The sequence below is a fragment of the Rhizobium sp. CFBP 8762 genome (assembly GCF_014841565.1).
Lineage (GTDB): Bacteria > Pseudomonadota > Alphaproteobacteria > Rhizobiales > Rhizobiaceae > CFBP-8762.
The window spans coordinates 316407-340705 of record NZ_JACYUD010000005.1 but is presented as its reverse complement, the minus strand read 5'-3'; the positions used below and the strand labels follow the sequence as shown (position 1 = coordinate 340705).

At 57.3% G+C, this 24299-nt stretch carries 24 protein-coding genes; 15 read left to right on the top strand and 9 right to left on the bottom strand.

The features are described from left to right. Window positions 1–139: 139 nt before the first annotated feature. Entirely contained in the window at window positions 140–1270 is a 1131-nt protein-coding gene (locus IFT84_RS14045; RefSeq protein WP_192120389.1) for an AGE family epimerase/isomerase, read from the bottom strand. A gap of 219 nt (window positions 1271–1489) precedes the next feature. Here IFT84_RS14045 and IFT84_RS14040 point away from each other — a divergent pair, with 219 nt between their 5' ends. Further along, entirely contained in the window at window positions 1490–2362 is an 873-nt protein-coding gene (locus tag IFT84_RS14040; protein WP_192120387.1) for a 3-hydroxybutyryl-CoA dehydrogenase, read from the top strand. 28 nt (window positions 2363–2390) lie between these two features. Here the strand turns inward: IFT84_RS14040 and tlpA are convergent, their stop codons facing one another. Continuing rightward, entirely contained in the window at window positions 2391–3083 is a 693-nt protein-coding gene (gene tlpA, locus IFT84_RS14035; protein ID WP_192120385.1) for a thiol:disulfide interchange protein TlpA, read from the bottom strand. A gap of 45 nt (window positions 3084–3128) precedes the next feature. On the opposite strand from tlpA, the gene argH reads away from it, so the two are divergent. From argH to IFT84_RS14010, 5 genes are all read left to right on the top strand, one after another. After that, a complete protein-coding gene (gene argH, locus IFT84_RS14030) occupies window positions 3129–4550 on the top strand; it encodes an argininosuccinate lyase (RefSeq protein WP_192120384.1) in 1422 nt (473 codons plus the stop codon). 138 nt (window positions 4551–4688) lie between these two features. Beyond that, window positions 4689–4880, top strand: coding sequence for an LPS translocon maturation chaperone LptM (gene lptM / locus IFT84_RS14025; protein ID WP_192120383.1), 192 nt, complete (start codon window positions 4689–4691; stop codon window positions 4878–4880). 12 nt (window positions 4881–4892) lie between these two features. Further along, window positions 4893–6170: a diaminopimelate decarboxylase gene (gene lysA, locus IFT84_RS14020; RefSeq protein ID WP_192120382.1), complete on the top strand. Its 1278-nt coding sequence runs from the start codon at window positions 4893–4895 to the stop codon at window positions 6168–6170. A 67-nt stretch (window positions 6171–6237) separates the two neighbouring features. After that, window positions 6238–8778 carry a TIGR02302 family protein gene (locus IFT84_RS14015; protein ID WP_244651219.1) on the top strand — a complete coding sequence of 847 codons (2541 nt, stop codon included), beginning with the start codon at window positions 6238–6240 and terminating at the stop codon, window positions 8776–8778. A 30-nt stretch (window positions 8779–8808) separates the two neighbouring features. After that, window positions 8809–9249, top strand: coding sequence for a hemin receptor (locus IFT84_RS14010; RefSeq protein WP_192120380.1), 441 nt, complete (start codon window positions 8809–8811; stop codon window positions 9247–9249). 3 nt (window positions 9250–9252) lie between these two features. Here IFT84_RS14010 and IFT84_RS14005 read toward each other — a convergent pair whose 3' ends face one another. Both IFT84_RS14005 and hpt read right to left on the bottom strand, forming a co-directional pair. Then, the gene (locus IFT84_RS14005; RefSeq protein ID WP_192120423.1) at window positions 9253–9609 is read right to left on the bottom strand and encodes a response regulator; all 357 of its coding nucleotides are present in this window, start codon (window positions 9607–9609) and stop codon (window positions 9253–9255) included. A gap of 90 nt (window positions 9610–9699) precedes the next feature. Next, window positions 9700–10245: a hypoxanthine phosphoribosyltransferase gene (gene hpt, locus IFT84_RS14000; RefSeq protein WP_192120378.1), complete on the bottom strand. Its 546-nt coding sequence runs from the start codon at window positions 10243–10245 to the stop codon at window positions 9700–9702. A 193-nt stretch (window positions 10246–10438) separates the two neighbouring features. Between hpt and ftsE the strand changes: the two genes are divergently transcribed. The 4 genes from ftsE (at window position 10439) to IFT84_RS13980 (ending at window position 13837) form a co-directional block, all read left to right on the top strand. Continuing rightward, window positions 10439–11098 carry a cell division ATP-binding protein FtsE gene (gene ftsE, locus IFT84_RS13995; RefSeq protein ID WP_192120376.1) on the top strand — a complete coding sequence of 220 codons (660 nt, stop codon included), beginning with the start codon at window positions 10439–10441 and terminating at the stop codon, window positions 11096–11098. Then, window positions 11091–12083: a cell division protein FtsX gene (locus tag IFT84_RS13990; protein ID WP_192120374.1), complete on the top strand. Its 993-nt coding sequence runs from the start codon at window positions 11091–11093 to the stop codon at window positions 12081–12083. The genes ftsE and IFT84_RS13990 overlap by 8 nt, the downstream gene beginning before the upstream one ends. Before the next feature lie 53 nt (window positions 12084–12136). Further along, window positions 12137–12877, top strand: coding sequence for a YdcF family protein (locus IFT84_RS13985; protein ID WP_192120372.1), 741 nt, complete (start codon window positions 12137–12139; stop codon window positions 12875–12877). Window positions 12878–13042: 165 nt separating this feature from the next. After that, window positions 13043–13837: a lysophospholipid acyltransferase family protein gene (locus IFT84_RS13980; RefSeq protein ID WP_192120370.1), complete on the top strand. Its 795-nt coding sequence runs from the start codon at window positions 13043–13045 to the stop codon at window positions 13835–13837. On the opposite strand, the gene IFT84_RS13975 is transcribed toward IFT84_RS13980, so the two are convergent. Further along, on the bottom strand, window positions 13832–14353 hold the full coding sequence (locus IFT84_RS13975) for a gamma-glutamylcyclotransferase (protein ID WP_192120368.1): 522 nt from the start codon (window positions 14351–14353) through the stop codon (window positions 13832–13834). The genes IFT84_RS13980 and IFT84_RS13975 overlap by 6 nt on opposite strands. A 205-nt stretch (window positions 14354–14558) precedes the next feature. Here IFT84_RS13975 and IFT84_RS13970 point away from each other — a divergent pair, with 205 nt between their 5' ends. Next, complete coding sequence (locus tag IFT84_RS13970; RefSeq protein ID WP_192120366.1) at window positions 14559–15572, top strand: DUF2125 domain-containing protein; 1014 nt, start codon at window positions 14559–14561, stop codon at window positions 15570–15572. A gap of 106 nt (window positions 15573–15678) precedes the next feature. Here the strand turns inward: IFT84_RS13970 and IFT84_RS21805 are convergent, their stop codons facing one another. The 4 genes from IFT84_RS21805 to IFT84_RS13950 all read right to left on the bottom strand — a co-directional run bounded on the left by IFT84_RS21805 (window position 15679) and on the right by IFT84_RS13950 (window position 20108). Beyond that, a complete protein-coding gene (locus IFT84_RS21805; RefSeq protein WP_446737600.1) occupies window positions 15679–17106 on the bottom strand; it encodes a methyl-accepting chemotaxis protein in 1428 nt (475 codons plus the stop codon). 107 nt (window positions 17107–17213) lie between these two features. Further along, window positions 17214–18140 carry a prephenate/arogenate dehydrogenase family protein gene (locus tag IFT84_RS13960; protein ID WP_192120364.1) on the bottom strand — a complete coding sequence of 309 codons (927 nt, stop codon included), beginning with the start codon at window positions 18138–18140 and terminating at the stop codon, window positions 17214–17216. Then, window positions 18137–19246, bottom strand: coding sequence for a histidinol-phosphate transaminase (gene hisC, locus IFT84_RS13955; protein WP_192120362.1), 1110 nt, complete (start codon window positions 19244–19246; stop codon window positions 18137–18139). Before hisC ends, IFT84_RS13960 begins: the two co-directional genes overlap by 4 nt. A 94-nt stretch (window positions 19247–19340) precedes the next feature. Next, complete coding sequence (locus IFT84_RS13950) at window positions 19341–20108, bottom strand: class I SAM-dependent methyltransferase (RefSeq protein ID WP_192120360.1); 768 nt, start codon at window positions 20106–20108, stop codon at window positions 19341–19343. A gap of 70 nt (window positions 20109–20178) precedes the next feature. On the opposite strand from IFT84_RS13950, the gene gloB reads away from it, so the two are divergent. The 4 genes from gloB (at window position 20179) to ugpE (ending at window position 24211) form a co-directional block, all read left to right on the top strand. Continuing rightward, window positions 20179–20949, top strand: coding sequence for a hydroxyacylglutathione hydrolase (gene gloB / locus IFT84_RS13945; protein ID WP_192120358.1), 771 nt, complete (start codon window positions 20179–20181; stop codon window positions 20947–20949). Between the two features lie 151 nt (window positions 20950–21100). Then, the gene (locus IFT84_RS13940; RefSeq protein ID WP_192120357.1) at window positions 21101–22399 is read left to right on the top strand and encodes an extracellular solute-binding protein; all 1299 of its coding nucleotides are present in this window, start codon (window positions 21101–21103) and stop codon (window positions 22397–22399) included. 79 nt (window positions 22400–22478) lie between these two features. Further along, window positions 22479–23360 carry an ABC transporter permease subunit gene (locus tag IFT84_RS13935; RefSeq protein ID WP_192120355.1) on the top strand — a complete coding sequence of 294 codons (882 nt, stop codon included), beginning with the start codon at window positions 22479–22481 and terminating at the stop codon, window positions 23358–23360. A gap of 8 nt (window positions 23361–23368) precedes the next feature. Next, the gene (ugpE, locus tag IFT84_RS13930) at window positions 23369–24211 is read left to right on the top strand and encodes a sn-glycerol-3-phosphate ABC transporter permease UgpE (protein ID WP_192120353.1); all 843 of its coding nucleotides are present in this window, start codon (window positions 23369–23371) and stop codon (window positions 24209–24211) included. Window positions 24212–24299: the final 88 nt, after the last annotated feature.

The window sequence follows — 24299 nt, the reverse complement described above, 5'->3', positions numbered from 1 at the left end:
AAGGACGAGGAAGCGCCGATCTTTCAGGTCGCCGATTACGGCCTTGTCGGGGATATCTTTGAACTCATCCCCGCTTTGGAAAAAGCGCTTTAAAGATTAGTCGAAATATACTCGAAAAGGCCGGTTGTACCGGCCTTTTTCATGGTTTGGCGTAGAGTTCCGCAACGCCCGTGAATACGTGATAGAGCGAACTGGCGGGCATGGTTTTGGCGATAAAATTGCCGTCAAGGTCGAAGCAATCGCGCCACCCACCCGGCGTTTCATGGGCGAGATAGGTCTCGAACAAGGCATCCGTCAGCGTGTCGGCAGCATCCAGCATGCTTTGTTCACCCAGTGCGCGGTACTGCATGAGATAGGCTTTCAACAGCTCAGCCTGCGGCCACAAGCGGCGGCTGTTTTTCAGTGGCTCGCCATCAGCGCTTGCCTCATCGGCAAGAAAAACATCTCCCGGTTTTTGTCCAATTGCCAGAGCGCGCGTCAGCAGACTGAAGCAAATGCGGTCCGCATCACAATCGGCAAGACGCGCGTGGCGGCGCACCAGCCAGACCCACTCGGCCATATGCCCCGGCTCAAATCGGTGCGATCCATAGGTCTCGCCCTTTTCCCAGGCTGCGCCGAAATGCTCCGTCAGCAGCCCTGTCTCAACATCGAAAAATTGTGTGCGGAAAAGGCCGAACATTTCTCCCGCCCGTGCCAGATACCGCCCGTCGCCGGTGTTTTCCGCGAGCGCCAGACAGGCCTCAAAAAAGTGCATGTGGGGATTTTGGCGGCGTGGTATCACACCCGCATCGTCTTCCGCCCAGCCGCCATGCGCCGCACGCAGCGTGGTATCGATAGCGCTCAAGGTCCGGTCCACATGCGTGCGGTAGATGGAGTTGCCCGTTGCCTTGAACAGCCACGCCAAAGCCAGGAGCACACAGGCATGATCATAGAGATCACGGCCTGAATCGGTAATTTCGCCCGTACTACGATTGAAGGTGCGGGCAAAACCCGGTTTTTCACCCGCCACCCAGGCCACATCCAGCAGCGATTGAAACGCCCGTTCTGCCTTTTCCAGAGCCCCTTCGGGTGCCACACCCAAGGCGTGGGCATGGGCAAACACATAGATCTGGCGGGCGGCGGTGCGGGTGCGCAGCACACCGGTCGTCTCCGGCGTTGCATCCGTTTGCAGCCCTTCCAGAAAATGTCCGCTGTCGGCATCAAATCCGGCCACGATCCACAAAGGCAGAGCCTGCTTTACACACCAGTCAGAAAGTCGTGCGACTGCCATTCCAATCCCCGTTCTGTGTTGGTCCATTCCGTCAACAGTTCAGGCATAATGCACCGCACCAGCGAAAGAAACAGAATTGCCTTTGCGCAAGCCGTAATAAACACTGGAAAATTGTGCCGGGTAGTTTATCACTACAGCGGGCATTAACGTGGTATTCCGCAAGAACCAACCGGACGCGGCTGCGCCCGCGCTTCCTTTTGAATTGACGAGAGTGACTCTATGATCAGGAATGTTGGCGTTATCGGGGCAGGTCAAATGGGATGCGGCATTGCCCATGTCTGCGCGCTGGCGGGCTACAAGGTTCACATTTACGATATTTCCGCAGATCGGATCGAAGCCGGCCTTGCCACCATCAACGGCAATCTCGCCCGTCAGGTCTCCTCATCCAAACTTTCGGACGAAGACCGCAAAAAGGCACTCGCGCTCATCAAAGGCTCCGCCGATCTCAATGATCTGGCTCCGATGGATCTCGTGATCGAGGCCGCGACCGAGGATGAAGCGGTTAAACGCAAGATTTACGGTCAGGTCTGCCCCGTTCTGAAAGCGGACGCGATTCTTGCCACCAACACGTCCTCGCTGTCGATCACGCGTCTGGCCGCCTCCACGGATCGTCCGGAACGGTTCATGGGCATCCACTTTATGAACCCGGTCCCGGTGATGAAACTGGTGGAACTGGTGCGCGGCATTGCGACAGAAGAAGGCACGTTTGCCGTTGCCAAGGATTTTGTCAACACGCTGGACAAGACCATTACGGTCGCCGAGGACTTCCCGGCTTTCATCGTCAACCGCATCTTGCTGCCCATGATCAACGAGGCGATCTACACCCTGTATGAAGGTGTCGGCTCTGTCGACGCGATCGATAACGCCATGAAACTCGGTGCGAATCACCCTATGGGTCCGCTGCAACTGGCGGATTTCATCGGGCTGGATGTCTGCCTATCGGTCATGCAGGTGCTGCATGACGGCCTCGCCGACAGCAAATACCGCCCCTGCCCGCTGCTGGTCAAATATGTGGAAGCCGGTTGGCTTGGCCGCAAATCCGGTCGCGGCTTTTATGATTACCGTGGCGAAGTGCCCGTTCCCACGCGGTAGATCTGATTATCTTAGATCGAAGATCGGTCTAAAGACCCGCAGCAGCTTTCACCATGGCCTTGCCATCCTCACTGTCCCACGCGGCGGGTCCGTTCATAGAGGCAAGCAGGCAGCCCTTGTCGTCAAACAGCAGCGTGACGGGTAGACCCAGCGCCAGCCCCTCTTTCTTCAACTCGTTAAAGACGCCCATGCTGGAATCGCGATAGAACCCCAGCGCGTCTACCCCGGTTTGCTCCAAAAACTGCTTGGGATTGTCATCGCCACCCGTGTCGATGTTGACGGCAACCACCTGAAATTTGTCCCCGCCGCCCTCACTCCCCAACGTCTTTTGAAGAGCGTTCAACGCGGGCATTTCCTCCCGACACGGCACGCACCACGTGGCCCACAGATTGAACAGTACCGTTTTTCCGGCAAAGCTTTGCAGGGCGTGGTCGGCGCCATCTGCACCCTTGAACGTCAGCTTCGGCAATTGTCGCGGCGTGTCGACTGGGGCCATCGCCGCCACCTGCCCCCTGGAAAAGGGCAGTAGCGATTGTGCTTTTGCAACCGAGCCTTCGCAAGCCTTCACACCTTGAACTTCATTCGCTGCAATTGGTGCCTCAGCATTGCCAGACCCACCTGCCTTCAAGTATACCCCCACCGCACCGGCGACGATGCCCGCAAGGGCGGCAATCGCTATCAGTGTGACAGGCGAAAGGCGGCGGGTCTTTTGTTCTGTCATAGTCTTCTCTCTGTCACGGTTTTTTCGGTTTTGGGGGCATTCAACATGGTCGACGGCAGCAAATCCTCAAACCAGATGTGGGGTGGTCGCTTCGCGTCCGGTCCGGCAGCCATCATGGAGGAGATAAATGCCTCGATCGGCTTCGACAAGAAACTTTTCAGTGAAGATATTCGCGGCTCCATTGCCCACGCCACCATGCTCGCCGCGCAAGGCATTATCACGACGGAGGATCGCGACCAGATCGTCAACGGTCTGACGACCATTCGCAGCGAAATCGAAAGCGGAAATTTCGAGTTCTCCCGCCGTCTGGAAGACATTCACATGAATGTGGAGGCGCGGCTGGCGACATTGATCGGCCCTGCCGCAGGGCGCCTGCACACCGCCCGCTCTCGCAACGATCAGGTTGCGCTCGATTTCCGCCTCTGGGTGAAAGACGAACTGGCACGCACACAGGCCGCGCTCACCGGCCTGATTGCCGCGTTCTTGGACCGTGCGGACGAGCACGCAGACACCGTCATGCCCGGCTTCACCCATTTGCAGACGGCACAGCCGGTCACCTTCGGCCATCATTGCATGGCGTACGTAGAAATGTTTGGCCGCGACCTGTCCCGCGTGCGCGACGCTATCACCCGGCTGGATGAATGCCCCATTGGTGCCGCGGCGCTTGCTGGCACCGGCTTTCCGATTGATCGCCATATGACGGCATCGGCGCTGGGTTTTCGCGAGCCGACCCGCAATTCCATCGACACGGTGTCAGACCGTGATTTCGCGCTGGAGTTTCTGTCGATTGCGTCCATTTCGGCCACGCACCTGTCACGGCTGGCGGAAGAAATCGTCATCTGGTCCACGCCGCAATTCGGATTTGTGCGCCTGTCAGATGCGTTCTCCACCGGCTCGTCCATCATGCCGCAGAAGAAAAACCCTGATGCCGCAGAGCTTGTGCGCGCCAAGACGGGCCGTATCAACGGCTCGTTGATTGCGCTGTTGACGGTCATGAAGGGTCTTCCGCTTGCCTATTCAAAAGATATGCAGGAAGACAAGGAGCAGGTTTTCGACAGTGCCGAAAGTCTGGAACTGGCGCTCGCTGCGATGACCGGCATGGTGCGTGATCTCACCGTGAATGTGGAGCGGATGAAGGCTGCTGCCGGGTCCGGCTACTCGACCGCCACCGATCTTGCCGATTGGCTGGTGCGCGAAGCAGGCCTTGCCTTCCGCGATGCTCACCATGTGACTGGCCGTGCCGTGGCATTGGCCGAGCAGAAGAGTTGCGACCTTTCTGCCCTCACCCTCGACGACCTGCGGAGCATTCACCCGGATATTACGGATCAGGTCTTTTCCGTGCTCACCGTGGAAGCCTCCGTTGCCAGCCGCTTGAGTTTTGGCGGCACCGCACCGGTTCGTGTGCGTGAACAGATTTCATGGTGGCGTGCAAAGCTTGCAGACCAGAGTGTTTTGCGATCTGATTGAATCAGATCGGCGCTCTGGCCCTTATAATATTAAGCATATTCTTATCGACCCTCGTTTCACTCCGGTCGGAATATGCTGTAACACCACCTTCATGCATATAAACAATGTGAGCATAATTCGACCGGAAGGAACCTGCACATGAGCTTTCGCAAAACCGTCGCTTGGACTCTTGTGCTGGCAGCCCTTGCTGCCACGGTAGCTGGTTGCGGCCGTAAGGGCCCGCTGGATGTGCCACCGGCAAAGCCGGTTACGGTCATCGACAAGGTCACCGGCCAGCCCAAACAGGTGGACCCGGATAACAGGCCGTTCTTTCTCGACCCTCTTTTATAATCAGGTACTGCCGTGAACCACTTCAACTACCGCGACGGTGTTCTCTACGCTGAAGATGTGCCCGTGCCAGATATTGCGCGCGCCGTTGGCACACCGTTCTATTGTTACTCCACAGCCACGCTCACGCGCCACTACCGCGTTTTCTCTCAGGCCTTTGCCGATGTGGACAGCATGGTCTGCTACGCCATGAAGGCCAATTCCAATCAGGCCGTTCTTGCGACGTTGGGACAGCTCGGCGCGGGCGTGGATGTGGTTTCCGAAGGTGAGTTGCGACGCGCGCTGAAAGCGGGCATTCCTGCATCGCGCATCTTGTTTTCCGGCGTTGGCAAGACCGTTCGCGAAATGGATTTTGCGCTGGACGCTGGCATTTACTGCTTCAACATCGAGTCGGAGCCGGAACTGGAAATTCTGAACCAGCGCGCCGTGCGCGCCGGTAAAAACGCCCCGGTTTCCTTCCGCATCAACCCGGATGTGGACGCCAGGACCCATGCCAAGATTTCCACCGGCAAGAAAGAAAACAAGTTCGGCATTTCCTGGGAGCGCGCCCGCGCAGTCTATGCCCACGCCGCCACGCTGCCCGGCATAAAGGTCAGCGGCATCGATATGCATATCGGTAGCCAGATCACGGATTTGCAGCCTTTTGAGGATGCCTTCCGCCTGTTGAAGGAACTGGTTGAAACCTTGCGCGCCGATGGCCATACCATTGCCCATGTGGACATCGGCGGTGGTCTCGGCATTCCCTACAAGGACGACAACAACCCGCCGCCGCTGCCCGATGCCTATGCGCAGGTTGTGCGCGAGCAATTACGCGGGCTGGATTGCAAGCTGATCATGGAGCCCGGTCGCCTGATCGTCGGCAATGCCGGTATCCTCGTCACCGAAGTCATCTATGTGAAAGACAGCGACACGAAGACCTTCGTGATTGTCGATGGCGCAATGAACGATCTCATCCGCCCGACACTCTACGAAGCCTATCACGAAATTCACCCCGTTCGCATTTCTGCTGCCAATGCTCCGCGCATTACGGCGGATATTGTCGGCCCTGTCTGTGAGACAGGCGATTATCTGGCGCTGGATCGCGAAATGGCGATGCCGAAACCCGGCGACCTGATTGCAGTCGGCTCTGCCGGGGCCTATGGCGCAGTGCAGTCCGGCACCTACAATACGCGCCTGCTTGTGCCCGAGGTTCTGGTCAACGGAGATCAGTTTCACGTTATCCGCAAGCGGCCAAGCTACGATGACTTGATTGCGCTCGATAGTGTGCCGCAATGGCTGGAGACGGCAGAATAAGCGCCACCCGTCCTCGTCTTCGCCATAAAGAATGGTAGAGTGTGCGAAACCGAAACGGAAAAGACGCATGCAACGAGACGAGACAGCATTTGGACGCCTTGGCTGGAAACGTGCGGTTGCCCGCACGGTGCTGCTGCTGGAAGCGCTCGCGCCTGCGCTATTGTGGCCGCTATGTATAGTGCTTCTGTTTGTATCCGCCGCCTGGTTCGGGCTGTTTCGTGCACTACCATTTGCACTGCATATTGCGCTCGCGGTCGGGTTTTTGGTGGCGCTTATCGTCAGCCTTCTGCCTCTGCGACACCTTCGGTGGCCGGATGCCCACGCGGCTGACCGGCTGCTGGAAAGCCGCAATGGACTGACACATCAGGCTTTGCAGGTGCAGGCAGACCGGCCAGCGGTGTCGGACGCATTCGGGCTGGCCCTGTGGAAAGAGCATCGCGCCCGCATGGCCGCGAAAATCGGCAGGCTGGAAACAGGATTGCCGCAGCCTGACATCGCCTGCCATGACCGTTACGCGTTGCGCAGTGTACCAGTGCTGCTGGTGTTTATTGCATTTGCTTTTTCCGGCTCCAACCGTGCGGGCACATTGGCGGATGTTGTAACGTTCAATGGTCAGGCGCGTAACCTTGCAGGCATGCGCCTCGACGCATGGATTACGCCGCCAGCCTATACCGGGCGCCCGCCCGTGTTTTTGACCAGTCAGAAACCTGGAGATCAGGCAATTACAGTGCCTGAGTCCAGCATTCTCAGCGTGCGCTTTTCCGGCGACGGCGCAAAATCGGCCGTCACATTTCGAGGCAGTGACGGCACGGATACGGATGTCATTGCTACAGAGGCCGTCAAGGACGCCCACCAGTTTACCCTGACCGATAACGGCACTCTCACCCTCAACGGCCAGCAATGGCCGATTTCCATTACGAAAGACGCTGCTCCCGTCATCGCGTTTGAAGGCGAACCGAAGCCGACCGTCAACGGCGCGCTGGAAATTGGCTTTACGGCCAAGGATGATTATGCCCTCGCCTCCGCCATGGCCGATATTGTGCCGCTCGATACCCCGCCCAAAGATGCGCGCCCGCTTTACCCGCTGCCGCAATACAAACTGGACCTGCCCCGCAGCAATGGCCGCGAAGTTAAGGGCCCGGTCAAGGGTTTGAGCAGCCGAAACCTTAGCGACCATCCGCTGTCCGGCAAACGCGTGGCCATTACGCTGGTTGCCAAGGACAGCGCCGGGCAGGAAGGGCGCAGTGAAACGCGTGAGATGATCATGCCCGCCCGGATTTTCACCGAGCCCTTGGCGGCGTCGGTTGCCGAACAGCGGCAAGTCTTTTCGTTGAATGCCAACGATCTCCCCTACGCCATTGATCTGGCGGATGCGGTCATGCTGCGTCCGGAAGAAACCATCCCCAACACCACACACTACCTGCTGCTGCAATCGGCCAAAAGCCGAATGCAGCTTGCGCGCAATGACGACTTGCTGCGCGAAGCCTCTGCCTACCTCTGGGAGATCGCCATGGGTATTGAAAATGGCGATCTATCGGACGCGGAAAAGCAGTTGCGGGATGCGCAGCAGGCGCTGTCTGACGCTTTGGAAAAAGGGGCTTCCGAGCAGGAGATCGCCAAACTGACGGCGGACCTGAAAGCGGCCATGGACAAGTTCATGCAGGCGATGGCCGAGCAGGCCGCCAAAAACCCGCAGGCTAATCAGGGGCAGCCGTCTGGCAAGATGCTGCGCCAGCAAGATCTCGATGCCATGATGAAACGCATAGAGGAACTGTCCAAGGCCGGTGCCCATGACGAGGCGCGCAAATTGCTGTCTGAAATGAACCGGATGATGAACAATCTGCAAATGGCGCGTCCGCAGCAAAACCAGCAAAACAGCCCTGCCCGCCAGCAACTCGACAAGCTCGGCAACCTTCTTCAACAGCAGCAAAAGCTGCTGGACGAAACGTTCAAGCTGAACCAGCAACTGAACGACCGTATGATGACCGGAGACCCGCTGACGGGCGAGGACAACGAGTTGTTTGGGCAGGAGCAGAATCAACCATCCCCCGCCGACCAGATGACTGCTGAACAGTTGAAGGACGCTATCAAGAAATTGCAGGGCCAGCAGCAGGCATTGAAACAACAACTGGATGAAGCTGGCAAAGCCATGGAAGGCATGGGCATGAAACCCGGCCAGTCGCTGTCCGATGCCGGACGGGAAATGGGCAGCGCTGCTGACTCACTCGGCGATGGCGATGGAGAACAGGCGCAGGGTCAACAGGGCCGCGCACTGGAAGCGCTGCGCAAGGGCGCGCAGGACATGGTGAAGCAGATGCAGGCGCAGGGGCAAGGACAGGGCGGGGGCCAGGGTCAGGCGCAGCAGACCCCCGGCCAAGGCCAAGGTCAGGGAGTGGGACGGGAACAGAGCCAAGGCCAGAATGGCCGTGATCCCTTAGGGAGAGACCGCAACGGCAATGGCGAAGCCTTTGCAGACAGTAACGATATTCCCGACGATATTGACATTCAACGCGCCCGCCAGATCCTCGAGGACATCCGCCGCAAGCTCGGCGGTGCAGTGCCGGAGGTGGAACGGCAGTATCTGGAACGGTTGTTGGATATTCGGTAATATAGAAAATTCTCATAAACGGTTCTACTTATGATTCCTGAGTTTACTGCGCACATCGGCCCCCACAAAAATCGTGAGCTGGAGCTTATGTTGACGGGCCACAAGCCGTTTGCGACGTTTACGTCAGAGCCAGGAATGACGCCGGACGATGTGGGTGACGCGGCGTTTAAGCCCTATGTCGAGCGCGGTGATATTCTAATGTTTGTTCGCCGCTATTCCATTGGTGGCGATGGCAACGGACCCCGTGCCGAATTTGAGCAACGCCAATACTGCCTCCCAGGCGAGGAGTGGCGAGCCAAGCTGTCGGCGCTGATCTCGGAGATGTGCATGGATGGCCGGGCGCATAAGCTGTTTACACCCGACGATTTGCATCGCCTGGACGGCACGTTGCTTGGATACCCAAAAGAAAGCATTGAGGCCTTTATCCAGCGCAGCAGGACTATTCGGAAGGCGCGAACCAAGTCCGATTAGATTCTACGTCAGCGCCATCGCCACCGCGCGGCGAATGTCCGGCAAGCTGAAGGGCTTGGATACGACGTCGACGATCTTCTCCATCAGGTCATCGGCGCGTTCACGCTGCTCGGCATAACCGGTCATCAGCAAAATTTTCATGGAGGGAAAATTCGCAGCCGCCTCGTGCGCCAGCGCAATACCGTCCATGACCGGCATACGAATATCTGACAGCAGAAGATCGTAAACGCCGTTTTCGAGACAGGCCAGACCCTCGGCACCATCGGCAGCCTCGAAGGTTTCGTGGCCATCCAACGCCAGGGCGCGCGCCACAAAACGGCGCAAAGAGTCTTCATCTTCGGTGATCAGGATTTTTGCCATCATGGTCCTCACTTCCGACGTTGAAGCCGGTTCATAAGGCAGACAAAAACAGACTTTCCTTTTATTTTCGTAAACGGAAATATCTGGACCTTACTCGGCATCACCGGTGACAACACCGACAAACGGCAATTCGCGGAAGGCGTAGGCCACATCCATTCCGTAACCGACAACGAAATAGTCGGGGCATTCAAAGCCGACATAATCGGCTTCCAGATCGGTCTGCCGCTTGACGCTCTTGTCCAGAAGAACAGCAATGGTCACGTTTTTCGCGCCGCGTTCATACATCAGCTCGCGGGCAAATTTCAGGGTCCGTCCGGATTCCAGAATATCGTCGATCAGCAGAACATCACGCCCGGTGACGTCGCTGTCGATATCCTTGATGATGCGCACCGTTTGGCCTGTTGTCCCCGCGCCGTAGCTGGACAGCGTGATGAACTCCACCTCCGGTGCCAGTCCCGCCGCGTGAAGTGAGCGGATAAGATCGGCTGCGAAAATGAACGAGCCTTTCAGAATGGAAATCACCAGAAGATCGTTGGTCGGGCCTGCCACGATCTCTTCCGCCAGTTCAACATTGCGCGCCGCAATCTGCTCGGGTGTAAACAACGGCTCAATATTTTTACCACGAACGACAGGCATGTGGGGCTCTTCTCCAGTTTGACCGGCCCGCCCTTACCACAGTCTGCGTTGCCATGCACCCTGTCCGCCAGAAGATCGCCTTCAAACCGGCGCTTTTGCAGGACAATGAGGGCGGATAGGCCATAACACCATGGACAGGCGGGCGTTTCATGTTGTTAAAAGGCACTCGCAAAGATCAAACCGGATTGTCGCATTGATTCACTTTGAGAATGTTGGATTGCGCTATGGCATGGGGCCCGAAATCCTCCGTGACCTGACCTTCGACATCCCGCGAAAATCGTTCCAGTTTTTGACCGGTCCTTCGGGCGCGGGCAAAACGACGCTGTTGCGCCTGCTGTTTTTGTCTCTTCAACCCACACGCGGCCTGATTCGGATGTTCGATCGCGATATCGCCAGCATTTCACGCACGGAATTCCCCATGCTGCGCCGCCGCGTCGGCATCGTGTTTCAGGACTTTCGCCTGCTCGATCACCTCACCACCTATGAGAATGTGGCGCTGCCGCTTCGTGTGCGCGGCAAGGATGAATCGACCTATCGCTCGGATGTGCTGGAACTCCTAAAATGGGTAGGGCTTGGCGAACGGCTGAACGTGCTGCCGCCAGTGCTATCCGGTGGTGAAAAGCAGCGTGCCGCCATTGCCCGTGCCCTGATCGACCGGCCTGAAATTCTATTGGCGGACGAGCCGACCGGCAACGTCGATCCGCCGATGGCACGCCGTTTGCTGAACCTGTTTCTGGAACTGAACCGGCTCGGTACAGCCGTCATTATCGCAACGCACGATCTGTCGCTGATGGATCAGGTCGAGGCGCGCCGCATGATCCTGTCGCAAGGGCGGCTTGATATTTATGACTAGGAAAGCCCCAACCGAAACCCAGCCGAAACGCCCCGAGATGCGTGTGCGCCCCACCGGCCCCATCGTGCCGCCGGTCAACGTATCCGGCAATGCGCTGATGCTGGTGATTGCTATTATGGCGTTTCTTGCCTGCCTCACGCTTGGGGCCGTCAGCATGGTGCGCGCCACGGCGCAAAGCTGGCAAAGCCAGATTTCCCGCGAAATCACCATCCAGATCAAGCCGGAAGAAAATCTGGATATGGACAATACGCTGGCCAACGCCCGCGATATTGCCATGACATTTGCAGGCACGAAAAGTGCTGAAATCGTGGACCGCGCTGCCACCGCCCGCCTTTTGGAGCCATGGCTTGGCCCCGGCCTTAATCTGGACGATCTGCCCGTGCCGCGCCTCATCGTCATCACCATTGATGAGACCGCCCCGCCGGATTTCGGCGCTATGCGCGCGAGCCTATCGGAATCCATTCCACAGGCCATTCTAGACGATCACCGCACCTGGGTGGACCGGCTCATAGCCATGGCACAGACGACAGCGCTGATTGGCACCGGTGTGCTGGTGCTGGTGTTTTCCGCCATGGTTCTTACGGTCATTTTTGCAACGCGCGGCGCGCTGTCCGGCAACCGGCACATTGTAGAAGTGCTGCATTTCGTGGGCGCGGAAACCAATTTCGTCGCGTCCGAATTTCAAAAGCATTTTTTGAAAATCAGCTTCAAGGGCTCTGCCGCAGGCGGCGCACTGGCTGCACTGTTTTTCTTCATCGCCAATATGTGGCAGCGCAGGAGCATGGCAACGCCTGAAAGCGATCAGGCAACCGCCCTGTTTGGCGCGTTTCAGATGGGATATACCGGCTATCTCGGCATTTTTGCCACCATGATTATCATCGGCGTTCTGACCACGCTGACGGCCCGGTTTACGGTGATGCGAACGATCTACGAAATCGATTTGATCCGCTCCGATCCCGCCCGCACCGATGGCCAGCCGGACTGAAATAATGCAAACGGAATCTAGCCGCCGCCGTATTCTGGCGGTATGAGCGAATCATGACAGGGCGCTCAGACAGTACGAATCGCGATGGCACGCAGTACGGCGTCGGTTCACCACGCGCAGGCTTCGTGCGCTTGGGCCGTGCTGCCACATTCATTGCCCGTTTGACGGTGACGCTGACCGTGGTCCTGATCCTGTGTATCGGCATTGATTTTCTGCGTTTCGTCGAGCAGATCACCGCGCTGCAGCCGCCGGAAAATCCGAAGGCCGATGCCATTGTTGTACTGACCGGTGGCGCTCAACGGATCGATCAGGCGGTCGAACTGCTGAAAACCGGCGCGGGCGAACGCCTGCTGATATCGGGGGTTCATCCGGCCACGACCGGCAACCAGATCGCACGCAACACCCAGAGTTCGCAGAGCCTGTTTAAATGCTGCGTGGATATCGGCCATCAGGCGCTGGATACGATTGGCAATGCCAACGAAACTGTGCGCTGGATACGAGACAATGCCTACCGAAAGGTGCTGGTGGTCACCACCAACTACCACATGCCCCGCTCGCTGCAGGAATTGCGCCGCGTCGACAATCAGACGGATTTTGTCCCCTACCCCGTCGTCAGTTCTGATTTGAAGGCCAGGAACTGGCTGCGCGACCCGGCAGTGCTTCGCGCCATGTTGCTGGAATACTTCAAGATAACGTTAGCCAGCCTGCGCGATTTGGCAGGCAGTGTGCCGGGCACCGGACTGCGCACAGAAGGTTTGCGCGGGTCCCACAGCGCAGGTATCGACGGCACATAAAGCATTCCGCTGAACAAGAGTTCATCGAAATGCTCTATAGTTTGTTTTGCCGTATTGTCCGACGCCGAAGCAATCCCGCTTCGACTGGAAATGCTTTAAACGGTTTTCCTTGGGCCGCAAATAATCGTATACGCAGACATCTCGATTAGTGTTTGAAAGCCGCCGATGATCGTCCTGCGTTCCGTAGTGTTCAATATTCTCTTTTACATCAACATCATCCTGCAAATGGTGGTGATGACGCCGATGTACTTTCTGCTGCCGCGCAAGAAGGCCTATATGGTGCCGAAAAACTGGGCGCGCAGCAATCACTGGCTGATGCGCGTGATCGTGGGCACCACCTTTGAAATCGATGGGCTGGAGAATATTCCAAAGGGCAGCTATATCTTTTCGCCCAAGCACCAGTCGTTTTGGGATGTCTTTGCACTGCTGCCGTGGCTGGATGATCCATTCTTCATTCTCAAACGTGAGTTGACATGGATTCCACTGTTTGGCTGGTATGTCCTGAAACAGCGCATGGTGCCGGTGGACCGCTCCGCCCGGGGAAAAACCATGGCGAAGGTGATGGAGCGCGCCAAGGCAGAGATGCGAAGCGGTCGCCAGCTTATCATCTACCCCGAGGGCACCCGCCGCCCGCCGGGCGCAGCTCCCGATTACAAATATGGCATTGCGCGGCTCTACCGTGATCTACAGGTGCCGGTCGTGCCGGTTGTCATGCATCCCGGCCTGTTTTGGCCGCGTCGCAAGTTCCTGCGCTATCCCGGCCATTTCCAGGTGCGAATCTTGCCCGCAATACAGCCCGGCCTGACACCGGACCGGTTTTTGGAAACGCTGGTGGACACCATGGAACGGGAGAGCGACGCCCTTTTGATCAAGACCGTTGCCGACAATCCGCATGTGCCACTTCCCCCGACTGCGGCAACACGCCTTGCCGAACTCAGCGGCGAGAGCAAAGCCTTATAATGTTGATACCATGGAAGCGACCTCTTCAAGGGTCGCGTCCACAATGCCCATATCACGCAGATGCGCGACGGTGTTGGTGACGTAATCGCGGTTTGGCCCGGCTTTTCCGGTGGAACTGGCAACGATATGGCTTGCTTCCAGCACTGTCATCTTTCCGGCATATTGGGAATGGTTCCGGTCCGCCACATAGGTCAGCGCCGTTACTTCATCGCCATCGGCGAGCGTCAGCGGCAGCCATTGCTCGCTGTAAACGCTGTTGACCTGCTCGCGCTCGCGTAAGTACGCCAGTACATCCTCATGATCTGGCGCTGCCACATGGAACGCAACACCGGCACACATGCCGCCGCGATCCAGACCCAGCACCAGACCCGGATGCTCTGGCGTGCCGCGATAAACCGTGGAGCGGATGCACAGTCTGCGGTGAAAACCGGCTAGCGTTGCTACGGAGCGGCGCTGAAAGGCAAATCCGGGGTTCCACATCAGAGAGCCGTAGCCAAACACCCAGAAATCGCTCATTCATGTATCCGTCTTTGTCGTTGCATCCTGTTTTGCATAAGACTGAGGCGCGATGGTGTCAAAAGGCTGCAGAAGCGCGCCGCTTGCCCGCCTTCTGCCGCAAAGCCGGATGATAGAGCATTTCCAGTAAAGCAGCCTCGCTTTTACACCCGGACAATGCGTAAAATAAACGCTGAGCGGTTCGGTTATTGAATGAGAGATGACAATGCACGAAACGAATGGACCGGTCCCCAGAAAACAAAGCCGCAAGCTGCTGTGGCTGGCGCTGGCAATCCTGATTGTTCTTGCCGGTTATAGCGCGGTTTGGTTCGTGCTGGCCGGGCAGATGAAATCCCGTCTGGCTGCTGTCCTTGCCCAGCCCAACACCGCAGGGGTTGCCGGACAATGCACCGATATGGATGTACGGGGATTTCCCTTCCGCATCGGCGTTTTCTGCAATCAGGTGAAGGTGGATGATACCCGACACGGCATTTCAGCCTCGTTCGGTGCGCTGCGCTCGGCGGCGCAAGTCTACGCGCCCGGCCACAGTGTTCTGGAACTGGATGGACCGGCGGAAATCCGCATGACACCCGGCACCTCCATATCCGCCAACTGGACCCAGATGCAGGCCAGTGCCGTGGTCAATACCGGTGGTCTGAACCGCACGTCCCTTGCCTATAAAGCCTTGGCGGGAACGGTGGTGACACCCATCAGCCCGGACAGCGGCACCTTCAGTGCGGAACAGGGAGAGATGCATGTGCGCTCCAATGGCGATGATGTGGATATCGCCATGTCCGTCAACCAGCTCCGGCTGAAAGTCCCGGAGGTGGACAGCCCCGTTCCACCTGTGAATGCCAGCGCGGATCTCACCATTCTCGGCCGCGCGCCGTGGCTTGCCTCCGCAACGCTGCCGGCCGATCCGCTGTATGGCACATCCGGCACCGTGCGGGCCATTCAGATTGACCTCGGCGGAGGGCTGATTGCAAATGCCTCCGGCCCGTTCAGCGTCAGCGACGTTGGTGTCGTCTCGGGCGAGTTCAAACTGTCACTGAACAATGTTGACGCCTGGCGAACACAATTGACAGCGGTGGCTCCCGATCAGGCCAGTATCATCAAGACCGCCACCAAGCTGATGAAAGCGCTTTCCAACGGCAGCAATGATGCCAGCGTCACAATTGATGTGCGCGACGGCACCGCTTTTCTTGGATTTATCCCGATTGGCAAACTACCGCCGCTTTAGCGCATAACTCGACTGGAGCGCAGCAAGGATCGGGAAGAAAGCACTGTCCGATTTGATTCAATCGAATCGAACGGTGCTCTCATCAAAAGCAGTTTCCTCCTGCTGGTCAGGCAACGCGACGCTGCACGGTGATATCGTCATCGAGACGGAAATGCCGTACCAGATTGGACAACTCCCGTGCATCATCGGCAAGTGACCGGCCGGATGCAGTGGTTTGCTCCACCATGGCGGCATTCTGCTGCGTCATCTGGTCCATTTGACTTACCGCGGTGTTGATTTCGTTCAATCCGGTTGCCTGCTCGCGGGCGGAGTGGGCAATGTCGCTCACCAGCGTGGTGATCCGCGTAACCTGCTCTGCAATCTGCGCCAGCGCCTTACCGGTATCGCCCACCAGCGTTACCCCCTGCCCGACCTGACGCGACGACGTGGAAATCAGCGTCTTGATTTCCTTGGCCGCATTGGCGGAGCGTTGCGCCAATTCGCGAACTTCCTGTGCCACGACAGCAAAACCACGGCCTGCTTCGCCAGCGCGGGCCGCTTCGACGCCAGCGTTCAGCGCCAACAGATTCGTCTGGAACGCGATTTCATCGATCACGCCGATGATCTGTCCGATCTGCCGCGAGGACTGCTCGATTTCAGACATGGCAGTCACCGCATTGCCGACAACCTTGCCGGATTCTTCTGCGGCCACACGCGCCTGTGCGGTGACGGAGGCAACCTCCTGCGCGCCCTCTGCGGTCTTGCGCACGGTGGTGGTGATTTCTTCCAGTGCCGCCGCCGTTTCCTCCAGCGACGCTGCCTGTTGCTCCGTACGGCGCGACAGATCATCGGAGGCCTGGGCGATCTCTCCGGAACCCGCCAGCATGGCATGGCTGACCCGGGCCACCGACCCCATGATATCCTGCAACCGACCGGCAGCGTCGTTGAAGTCCTGCTTGAGCCGTGCGGCTTTGGACGGAATGTCCCCGGTAATGCGGTAAGTCAGGTTTCCCTGTGCCACCTGTGACAGAGCCTTGCCCAACGTATCGAGAACGGCGGTATCGTCATCGCCTTCCCGCGCGGTTTTCTCCTGCAACAGAACCGCCGCGTGTACATCGCTCAGGGAACCGCAGGCTCGGATGGTCCGCCCATCGGTCTGATGCGCGCATCCACCGGTGGCGCGAAACCAGCGATAAGACCCATCCTGCATTTTCAAACGATAGGTAACATCGTAGCGGGCGCGGCCAGTTTTATCTTTCAGGTGTTCCGCGAACGCGGCGAATGTGGGCGCGACATCATCGGGATGCAAGCGATCCGACCAGGATTGCACGACGTTCGGAAACGCCGCTTCGGAATCAAAGCCAACCAGACGGCGAAACTCTGCCGACCACGTCCACCGGCTCTGGGGATGCAGAGCATCTCCCTCGTGCAGCACGGCTTCCCAAAGACCAATTCCGCAGGCTTCATCCAGAAGACGGGACCGCTCTGTGACGGCTGCCAGTTGCTCCCGGGTTGCTTTTAACGCATCAGCCTTGCCTGATCGAAACCACGCCATATTCCCTCGCTATCCCTTATGTGCGAGCACAGCGCTTCGCAGACAGGAGAATGGTAGAGGAAGCTAATTTACAGAATCTGAATCAACACCAGAACCCGTTAGAAGCGTTAATTTTTGGTATCATTCACGTGGCGGCCAAAGTCCGGCAGTTCCACATCCTGACCTGCATCAATAATAGAACGGCGAATCGCCCGCGTGCGGGTGAACATGTCGAACAGCTTGTCGCCATCGCCCCAGCGGATCGCCCGTTGCAGCGACGCCAGATCCTCGGAAAAGCGCGACAGCATTTCCAGAATGGCATCCTTGTTGTGCAGGCAGATATCGCGCCACATGGTGGGATCGGACGCCGCTAAGCGCGTAAAATCGCGGAAACCGGATGCGGAATATTTGATGACTTCCGACTCGGTTACCGTTTCCAGATCATCCGCCGTGCCAACAATGTTGTAGGCGATGATGTGCGGCAAATGCGATACGATGGCCAGAACCTTATCATGGTGGGCGGGGTCCATCTCCTCCACCATGGAGCCAAGCGTTTCCCAAAAATGCCGCAGCGTCTGCTTGGCACCCTCGTCGGCACCGGGCATGGGGGTCAGAATGCACCAGCGCCCTCTAAAGAGATCGGCAAAGCCCGCATCGGGACCGGAATATTCGGTACCCGCAATCGGGTGACCGGGAATGAAATGCACCGTATCAGGCATATGCGGTGCCATTTGCGCCACCACGGACGCTTTTGTGGAACCGACATCGGTCACAATCGCGCCGGGCTTGAGGTGCGGGGCGATATCGGCTGCCACCGCCGCCGATGCACCTACGGGCACCGACACAATCACCAGATCGGCATCCTGCACCGCTTGCGCGCTGGATTGTGTGTAGACATCACCGAGCTTCAGTTCCTCAGCCCGTTTCAAGGTTTCGGCGCTGCGGGTCGAAATGGCAACCGACCCCGCAAGCCCATGCAGCTTGATCGCCCGCGCAATGGACGAGCCAATCAAACCGATGCCGATCAGCGCAACACGCTCGAACTGTTGCGTCATGCTAGCCGACTCACAAAACCACGCAGCGCCGCCAGAACCCCTTCGCAGGCCTCCTGCGTACCAATCGTCATGCGCAAGGCATTGGGAAAACCATAGCCGCTGACCGCCCGCAAAATATAGCCGCGTTGCGTCAGATATTCATCGGCATCGCGGGCGCGACGGCCTTCGGCATCGGGGAAATGAATCAGCACGAAATTCGTGACCGATGGGGTCACGGTCAGGCCGATCTCTTTTAGCCCGTCCACGACCTTTTCCATCCATTCCGTATTGTGTGCCACGGCGCGCTCGATAAAGCCGAGATCACGGATCGCCACGGACGCCGCTGCAATGGCCGGCGCGTTGATGTTGAACGGCGCACGAATGCGGTTGACCGCGCTGATGACGGCCTGTGGTGCATACATCCAGCCGACGCGCAACGCAGCCAGGCCATATACTTTGGAGAAGGTGCGGGTCATCACCACATTGCGGCTGGAAGATACGAGTTCCACGCCCGCCTCGTAATCATTGGTACGCACATATTCCGCATAGGCGGCGTCCAGCACCAGCAGCACGGTTTTTGGCAGGCCTGCCTGCAATCGGCGCACCTCGCTGACGGGAATATAGGTTCCGGTCGGGTTGCCGGGGTTGGTCAGAAACACGATCTTTGTGCGCTCCGTCACCGCCGCCAGAATGGCGTCCACATCGATCCGGCAATCCTTTTCCTTCACCGTCACCGGCGTACCACCGGCAGCCTTGATCTGGATTTTGTAGACCGAAAAGCCATGCTCGGTAATGATACCTTCATCACCGGCACCCAGATACACCGTGCACAGCAGGCCCAGAAGCTCATCCGAGCCATTGCCGCACATGATGTTGGCAGGGTTCAGGCCATAAACGCTGGCAATGGAATCGCGCAACAGCGTTGCCTGCCCATCAGGGTAACGCTCAAGCTGAAATGCGGCCTTCTGGAAGGCCTCGATAGCGGCAGGGCTGGCTCCAAGCGGGGTTTCATTGGAAGAGAGTTTGTGCACCTTGGCAACACCGGGCGCATGTTCCTTGCCGGGGACATAGGCGGAAATATCCAGAATGCCGGGGCGCGGGGTCGGGCTGGTTGCTTCAGTGCTCATGGACTGTCTCTTACCGGTTTGAAAGCGATACGGATTTCAGGAAATACGTGTGAATTCAGGCTTTGTCGAGTGGCATCCAAGCCTTCCCAGTTCCCTATCCGCCGTGTTGCGGATCCTGCGGCTTCACCTTGCGCAGGCTCGGCACGCCCTGCGTTCCCAGCACAGGCACGAATACGCGGCGTGATGCACGCGCCGCCACTGGCAGGCCCTGATACAGGCGCTTTTGTGCTTCCACGATGATGACCCCCGCAAACACCGGCCAGAGCGAGCGCCCGACCCGCTCAAAACTGCGCCGCAGCTTGAGCACCGAGCGGATTTTCGACGGTGGAAAAAACAGCGCATCGGCTGAGGCACCGGGCGTAAAATTCGTTTCGCGCAACAGCGCTGTCAATTGCCCGCGCGAATAGGGCCGCCCGGAGCCAAACGGCGTATGCTCCATGCGCGCCCACACCCCGCGCCGGTTGGGAACCACGATCACCACCCGTCCGCCGGGGGCCAGCACCCGCCACAGTTCCTTCATGGTCTCCCTTGGATTTTCGGCAAATTCCAGCGAATGCACCATCAATACACGATCGACCGAGGCATCGGGCAGCGGCAGTTCCTCGTCGAAAATCAATGCCGTCGCAGACTTCTCGGCAAATGGCCAGTTCACCGCGCCCTGCCCCGCAGGCATGAAGGCAAACGTGCGCTCGGTGTCTGCGCGAAAGCGGTCAAGATAGGGCACAGCATAGCCGAGGCCCACAAGCCGCTCTTCCGGCAGTTCGGTCCAGATAGACGAGAGCGCCATGCCTATGGCCTGCTCGGCAGAATGGCCAAGGGTGGAATGGTAGAATTGGCGGAGATCGACAATATCAGCGTGCATGTTGTTATCGTAGTGTACTGGACAACGGGCATCCAGCACTTAAATGAGGAAAGTGAAGAAGGAAATGCTGATGACCGCTCTCGAAATCGATCTTTTCATGGCCCGCTCGGACAATTTCGGCGTTCTGCTGCATGATCCCGTCAGCGGCGCTACCGCCAGCATCGATGCGCCGGAGGAGCAGCCCATTCTGGAGGCGCTGGCGCGGCGCGGCTGGCAACTCACCGATATTTTCACCACCCACCACCACACCGATCACGTTGCGGCCAACGCGGCACTCAAAGACCGTTTCGGCCTGACGATCACTGGCCCAGCGGCGGAAGCGGCGAAAATTCCCGGTCTCGACAACAGTGTGCGCGGTGGTGACAGCTTTATCTTTGCGGGCCATCGCGTCGACGTCATTGATACGCCCGGCCATACCGCCGGACACATTTGCTTTCATTTCGCAGACGATCACCTGTTGTTTGCAGCCGACACGCTGTTTGCGCTGGGCTGCGGACGTCTGTTTGAAGGCACACCAGCGGATATGTGGAGGTCGTTGCAAAAGTTGAAAGCCCTGCCGGACGAGACCACCGTCTATTTCGGCCATGAATACACGCTCTCCAACGCCCGCTTTGCGGTGACGATAGACCCTGAGAATGCGGAGCTGAAACAGCGCGTGCAGGAGATCGAGGCACTGCGCGCGCAGAACAGGTTCACCGCGCCCTCAAATCTCGGTCTTGAGAAGCGGACCAATCCGTTTCTACGACCGGATGATGCAGGCATTCGCAAGCAGCTTGGTCTGGAATCAGCAACGGACGAGCAGGTCTTTGCGGAAATCCGCAAACGCAAGGATCAGTTCTGACCTCCGCACTCCTTTACACATCACAATTAACTGGTAGTTCAAATTACTGCGTTTCGTGAGAATGTCACGAAACCGCAATGAAGGCGTTACTTGCCTGTTACCGAAGGCGGCTAGTCCACTGCCATCCAATGAAGGATGCAAAGGACAGACGATGATCAGGAAAATTTCGGCAGCGGGTTTGGCTCTGGCGGTTTCGGCAACCTCTTCGATGGCTGCTACCAACATCTCCTGGTGGCACGGTATGGCGGGCCGCAATGGCGAAGTAATCAACGAGATCGCCACCAAGTTCAACGCAGCGCAGGCCGCTTGCGCGATAACACCCGTCAGCAAGGGCACCTATGAAGAGGCGCTGGCGTCAGGCATTGCAGCATTCCGTTCGGGCGAGCAGCCCAATATTCTTCAGGTGTTTGATGCCGGTGCGGCCACAATCATCAATGCCAAAGGCGCGGTTATTCCTGCCGAAGATCTGATTACGAAAGCCGGTTACAGCTTCAACCGTGCGGACTTCATCGAAGGTGTGCGCTACCTCTACGCCGATACCGAAGGCAAGTTTGTCGGAATGCCCTTCAATTCGTCCGCGCCCATCATGTACGTCAACGACGAGGCCATGAAAAAGGCCGGCGTCGAGGCCCCAAAAACGTGGGAGGAGTTTGAAGCCATTGCACCAAAGCTGAAGGAAGCTGGTTTCATTCCGCTCGTACAGTCGCAACTGACATGGCAATTCACCGAAAATTTCTTCTCGCGCAACAACATTCAGTTCGCGACCAACAACAACGGCTACGACAGCACAAAGGGCACGGAACTGCGCGTAACGGATCCAAACCTTGTCATGATGTTCAACAAGTTGAAGTCGTGGAAGGATGCAGGCTATTTCGGCTTCTACGGCGCTGGCTGGTCTGACAACCAGAAGATGTTTGAAGAAAACAAGGCCGCATTGTGGATCGGCTCGTCGGGCTCCTTTGGCGGTCTGCAGAAGACAGCTCAAATGCCGTTCTCGGCTGACTTCCTGCCCTACTGGAAAGCGATTGACGGCGCTGGCACGAACACCTTCATCGGTGGCGCGGCCTTGTTTGCCATGGCTGGCAAGCCTGAGGCTGAGAACAAATGCGTTGCTGATTTCTTCCAGTTTCTGACCTCGGCAGAGGTTCAATATTTCTACCATAAGGCAACGGGTTACGTGGCCATTACCAACGCGGCCTACGATATGGCCAAAAAAGACGGCTACTACGACAAGACTCCGGTCGCGGAAGTAGGCATCAAGCAGCTTCAGTTGAAATCTGGTGAATGGTCGAAGGGGTACCGTCTCGGCTTCTACCCGCAAATCCGCGAAGTTATGGAACGCGAGTACGGCAAGATTTTCAGCGGTGAAACCACTGTTGAAGACGCATTCAAGACAATCGAAACGGAAGGCAACGAGCTTCTGGCCCGTTTCGCCAAGACCTCTGGTTAATCCGCCATCGGCTTGATCTTTTCTTAAAATACGCCTGCTGGCAAACCGGCAGGCGCTCCTGCCGTTCCAAAGGCTTTTCATGAAGCGCGTCCAGTTCTCGTCTCCCCTGCTGCCCTATCTGTTTCTTGCGCCACAGATGGTTATTATCATCGTCTTTTTTTACTGGCCCTCGGTACAGGCGATCCAGTCGTCATTCTATCTGGAAGACCCTTTCGGGTTCGGGGCGAGTTTTGTCGGGCTCGATAATTACCGCGATGTGCTGGCTGGCTCACAATATGCGGGCATCGCACTGTTTACGCTGGTCTTCACCGTGCTGGTATCCGGCTTTTCGCTCGGGATAGGCCTGTTGCTGGCAGTCAAGGCTGATGGCGTTATCCGAGGCAACGCAACCTATAAGACGATGTTGATCTGGGTTTACGCTATTGCGCCACCGGTCGCCGCGCTGATCGGGCTCATGTTTTTCGATCAGCATATCGGGCCCATTGTCAAGCTCGCGGCTTTCTTCGGTGTTGAACTGAAAATTGGTCTTAATTTCAACGATACGGCATTTGCCATGATCGTTGTCGCGGTTTGGAAACAGATACCCTACAATTTCATTTTCTTCCTCTCCGGTCTGCAAGGCATTCCCGTATCCGTGCGTGAAGCCGCTCTGGTAGACTGCAAGTCAGGGTTTCGCCGCTTCTGGACCGTTATCCTGCCTTTGTTGGCACCCACGGCTTTCTTCCTGTTGATCATCAATATGACCTATTCGCTGTTCGACACCTTCGGCGTCATCGACGTCATGGTGAAAGACAAAGCTGCCAACAACCCGATTACGCTGGTTTACAAGGTGTATATGGATGGGTTCCGCGGAAACGATCTCGGTGGATCTTCGGCACAGTCTGTCATCCTGATGATCGTGGTTTTCGCCCTGACGATTTTCCAGTTCCGCTTCATTGAGCGGCGCGTTCATTACAACTAGGGTTCGCCATGCACCGTACCAAATTTTTTGATCATCTGATTTTGATGATCGGTGTGTTCGTGATGGTCGCGCCTGTGGTTATGGCGTTTCTGACCTCCACGCATGAGGCTGCGGAAATCCATATGAATGGACTGCAAGCGACATGGGGCGGTCATTTTGTTGAGACCTATAGTAAAGTTTTGACCAAGCAGGGCGGCTTTACCGGCGAAGTGACCGGTTTGCGCATGATGATGAACTCTCTTGTTCTCGGGCTTGGTTTTGCAGTCGGTAAAGTGATTTTGTCCATGCTGGCGGCTTATGCCATCGTGTACTTCCGCTTTCGCTTGGGCACACTGTTTTTCTGGATGATCTTCACCACCCTGCTTTTGCCCCTTGAAGTCCGTATTCTACCGTCTTACGAGGTGATGAACATTCTCGGGCTGACCAATACCTACACGGGGCTGATTGTGCCGCTTCTGGCATCGGCCACAGGCACCTTCTATTTCCGCCAGTTTTTCAAATCCATCCCGGATGAATTGCTGGAAGCGGCGCGCATCGATGGCGCGGGGCCATTTAAGTTTTTTATCGATATTCTGGTTCCCCTGTCGAAAACCATGGTTGCGGCCATCTTCATCATTATGTTCGTCTATGGCTGGAACCAGTACTTGTGGCCAATGCTGATGACGACGGATGAACGCTACTTCACGCTCGTACGGGGCGTCAAACAGATCCTGCAAGTATGGATTGGCTCACAAGTTCCAGACTACAATGAAGCATTCGCGCTTGCCATTCTCGCCATGCTCCCGCCCGTGTTGATCGTGATGCTGTTTCAGCGTTGGTTCATCAAAGGCCTAACGGAAGGTGACAAGTAGGCAGACGTGCCTCTTTGTAGATTACGCTTCAACCATTAGCAGCATATTGCAATACAGCCTCACGAAAATGACGCGTTTGCTAAAAAAA